The organism is Lysinibacillus sp. NPDC097231 (assembly GCF_044761885.1).
In the GTDB taxonomy this organism is placed as follows: domain Bacteria; phylum Bacillota; class Bacilli; order Bacillales_A; family Planococcaceae; genus Lysinibacillus.
Window position 1 is genome coordinate 1 of record NZ_JBIWDH010000071.1, and the last position, 3,848, is coordinate 3,848.

Annotated in this window: 4 protein-coding genes; 3 read left to right on the forward strand and 1 reads right to left on the reverse strand. The window is 36.3% G+C overall.

Features of this window, described 5'->3' with window-relative positions; translation table 11 throughout:
• Window positions 1-192: 192 nt before the first annotated feature.
• The 3 genes from ACIQXF_RS22985 to ACIQXF_RS22995 all read left to right on the forward strand — a co-directional run bounded on the left by ACIQXF_RS22985 (window position 193) and on the right by ACIQXF_RS22995 (window position 3,014).
• Window positions 193-1,029 carry a DnaD domain protein gene (locus ACIQXF_RS22985; protein WP_402788129.1) on the forward strand — a complete coding sequence of 279 codons (837 nt, stop codon included), beginning with the start codon at window positions 193-195 and terminating at the stop codon, window positions 1,027-1,029.
• A gap of 454 nt (window positions 1,030-1,483) precedes the next feature.
• Window positions 1,484-2,254, forward strand: coding sequence for a peptidoglycan recognition protein family protein (locus ACIQXF_RS22990; protein WP_402788132.1), 771 nt, complete (start codon window positions 1,484-1,486; stop codon window positions 2,252-2,254).
• A gap of 259 nt (window positions 2,255-2,513) precedes the next feature.
• On the forward strand, window positions 2,514-3,014 hold the full coding sequence (locus tag ACIQXF_RS22995) for an amino acid oxidase (protein ID WP_402788135.1): 501 nt from the start codon (window positions 2,514-2,516) through the stop codon (window positions 3,012-3,014).
• Window positions 3,015-3,124: 110 nt separating this feature from the next.
• Here the strand turns inward: ACIQXF_RS22995 and ACIQXF_RS23000 are convergent, their stop codons facing one another.
• Window positions 3,125-3,739 (reverse strand): copper amine oxidase N-terminal domain-containing protein, encoded by a 615-nt coding sequence (locus ACIQXF_RS23000; RefSeq protein ID WP_402788138.1) that lies wholly within the window; start codon window positions 3,737-3,739, stop codon window positions 3,125-3,127.
• Between the last annotated feature and the right edge of the window lie 109 nt (window positions 3,740-3,848).

Below are 3,848 nucleotides of genomic sequence, written 5' to 3' on the forward strand. Positions count from 1 at the left end.
TGCGTTATTCATCTTAATTGAACCGCCGTATACGGATCCGTACGTACGGTGGTGAGAGAGGTCGGGGGTTAGTCACCCCCTCCTACTCGATTGTCCCTTATTTAAGGAGAAATCTGTATATAAGTGAATGAAGAAGAAGTTTGTACACGGATGATTAGGGGCAGAAGATTCAGGACAATGAGGGGGATAACGATGACTATCTATAGAACTCAAAAGAAAGCGAATTATGTGGTGTTGGATAAAGGATTTTTGAATGATAGGCGTTTAAGCTGGAAAGCAAAAGGTTTGCTTGCTTACATGTTGTCATTGCCTGACGATTGGTCATTTTGTCTTGCTGATTTAGCCACTCGCAGCAAATGCGGTCGTGATGCCACTGCGAACATTGTCAAGGAGCTAACAAATGCAGGCTACATTCACAAAGAGCAGGTTAGGGCAAAGGGTGGGAAATTTAGCAAAATGGAATTCGTAGTGTTTGAAACAACACAGCTAGCTAAAAAGTCGCTAACGGACAATTCATTAACGGAGGAACCCCAAACGGAAAATGCATCCCTACTAATGATTAAATCACTTAAGAATGATTTACTAATAAAAAATAAGGATGATTGCAACCTTAGTTCGGCATGTCAATTTTACGAACTAAATGGCTTTGGCTCACTTACGGCTCATGTCTCCAATAAAATCGGTCATTGGATAGATGATCTTTCAGAGGAACTGGTGATCTATGCGATGAAATTAGCAGTGGAAAATAATGTCCTGCGTTGGAATTATGTTGAGAAGATCTTATTAGATTGGCGTAACAAAAAGTTAAAGTGCATTGCGGAAATAGAAGCGGATCGACTTCGATTTCAAGCTCGAAAGCAGCAAACAATTCGATTTCAACCACAGGGGCGACAAGAAATCATTCCTGATTGGTTCCAACAACGTCATGAAGATAGCCATCAACCACAAGCCGAACAAGCGATTGATTTCGAAGCGGAACGTCAAAAAATTTTGGCAACATTAAGGGAAGTGACAGGTCGTGCAAGATGAATTTCTTAAGTTAGGTAGGTTACAGATTAGTTAAAATAAGCGAATCGAATCTCAATCAAACACTGAAAAAATAGTAAAGGTGCACATCTAACTAGAAATATCGGTTTACTATGCATCTACTAATTTTAAGTCGATGTAAATGCTTGCAATGAAACATAAAAGCCAATAATGTTTCCACTAACACGCATTGAACGTCGACTGATAGCAGCTCACAATCTAAACAGAAGAGAGGTGAAAAGATACAATTTTAAGTATTAATGAGAGTTGCTATTGCTATCTCAGTTTACCGTAAGAAACGGTCAAGAATCACGTTATCTCTCTGAGTCTAAAGTTAATCAAAATAATCTCTGAAAGACTCTCAATAATAAATGAAATTTTCCTGAACACCGCACAAAAAATGAATGAATAATAGTTCTACCACTCGATAAAACACTTGAAGAAAGGATGGTGCGAAATGACTTATGATATCGAAACACGATTGATGTCAGGTTTACCGAATCAGGCATTACTGGCCATAAAATATGTTATTGCTCATGAATCAGGAAATGACAAAAATAATGGTCCAAATGCATTAGAAAATGAGATCGTCTTTATGAATCAAAATAAAGCCAATGCTTTCGTATCACACTGGGTAGGCGGTGGGGGTCGCATCGTACAAGTGGCACCCGTCAATAAAGTGCAATACGGTTGTGGCCCTAAAGGCAACCCGTATAGCTATGCACAAGTTGAACTAGCACAGACATCCGACAAAGCTCAATTTAAAAAAGATTACGCAGCATATATTTGGCTATTACGAAAGCTTGCGGTAGAAGCGGGGATTCCTACTGTTTTAGATGGCACTGGGAACGGCATTAAATCACATCGATGGATTTCAGATAATTTGGGAGGCACAAGTCACAAGGACCCTTTTGCTTATTTACAGAGCATGGGAATTTCAGAGAAACAATTTATACAGGATATCCAAAATGGATTAGAGGAGGGATTAACAATGACTCAATATGATGAGCTGAAAAAAGAAATCGATACTTTAAAAGACTTATTAGCAAAAAAAGCTAGCTTACAAACAGACACGGAAGTGGGGACATCCCATAAAGAAGCCTGGAAATGGGCAATTCAAGTTGGCATCATCAAAGGCGATGGAGTAAACATGAATCCTGGTGGTGCTTTAACGCGTGAGCAAATGGTAACAATCCTTAAACGTTTTTATGATAAGTATATTGCCTAGAAGTATAAAACACTAGGGCCGTCAATTAATGATGTAGGGAAAAGTTCGGTTTGGTACCGGACTTTTTCTTTTATTTTTAGGCTCTGTTTAATTTCTTGGGTTCACTTGCGTTTAATTCAGATGAACTTGCGAATAAACGAAACAATGCTAGCAACAAAATTTTTGGGAATATTTGTAGAATGATGATATATAATGAAAGAAACATAAGTAACCTTGTGTTAATAAAAGGACAGGATTACGATAAAAAAGGAGAATAAATTTGAAAAAAATTTTATTCATAGTAAGTTTGTTATTATTGGTTGCGTGTTCAAATGATGAAGTTAAATATGGTGGAGCACCTTTAAAAATTGCTGTAATTGGTGATATTCCTGAATTAATTAACGAAAAAATTCATTTCGAACCAATTTCATTAGATGAATTTAGTGAAGATACATTGCACATTTCAACAAATTTTGATGCTGTTATGATAACACCAGTGATGTTTGAAGAAGCATCAGATGATAGATTTATTAAAGTTTATAAAAATTCTAAAATGCCTATTATTTTTTTTGATTCAACAAAACGTCATTTTCCATTTACAAGAGACGGGCTTACCTATGAAACACCTCATTGGGAGGAATTAAATAATGGTTCTCATACGACAATTTATTTATCTGATAACGATGCAAATAGAGAAGAGGCTTGGTATTTCTATTTAAAAGATGAAAAAGAGTTAGATATCCTTTACAAAGAGATTTTTCAAAAGATTGAAACATTATAAAGGTAAATTTTGATGTATTTGCGACTCGAATACGCTTTTAATTTGAGAAAAACAACAATCAAGTTAAAATGAAGGCAGCATCCAATAATGGATACTGCCTGAAAGAGCAATTATTTTGTTGTAATATTGACTTTCAATGAAGCTTCATCAAACGTAACATTTGCCCCTAATGCTTGGCTTACAAAACGTAAAGGCACCATTGTTGTTCCTTTATAAACTTCTGCTGCATGACTTAGATTAATAGATGAAGTAGTACCATTTGAATTGATATAAGCTACTTTGTTGCCAACGCCAATGTCAATTTTTTTCTTGTCCTTGTTTGCTGTCACTTTTTTTGTTGCATTGTCATATGTAACAGTTGCGCCAAGTGATTCAAAAATAGCCTTCATTGGAACTAACGTTGTTCCATTTTTCATATAAGCACTTGGTGTGTAATTTTGTTTCACATCATTGATATAGACATCTACTGTTGTAAGTACAGGCGCGGGTGCAGGTGCAGGTTTAGCTTTTGTAGTTGATGTATAGTTGCTTTTACTGCTAGAAGTAGATCCAGAGTTGTTGCCACCGTTATGGTAATGATATCCTGAACAAAGACCCTTTGCCTTTGACTTTTCAGAACAGTTGTGGCCGCCATTACTATCCGTACGACCTGAATGTGCATCAGCGATGGTTGTAGGTGCTAAAAATAGTAAAAACATCGCCATTAATAAAACCAATTTCTTCATATTTATCCTCCTATAAGGCTCTTCACCATAACTTGGGGTTGACCATATAAAAATTCAATAAATTTACATTGAAGTATAGAAAAAAAGTGAAAACTCACGTATCGTAATT

Bases quoted from the DNA above. Each gene is read 5' to 3' on its own strand.
- ACIQXF_RS22985 (WP_402788129.1), top strand. From the start codon at position 193: ATGACTATCTATAGAACTCAAAAGAAAGCGAATTATGTGGTGTTGGAT.
- ACIQXF_RS22990 (WP_402788132.1), top strand. From the start codon at position 1,484: ATGACTTATGATATCGAAACACGATTGATGTCAGGTTTACCGAATCAG.
- ACIQXF_RS23000 (WP_402788138.1), bottom strand. From the start codon at position 3,739: ATGAAGAAATTGGTTTTATTAATGGCGATGTTTTTACTATTTTTAGCA.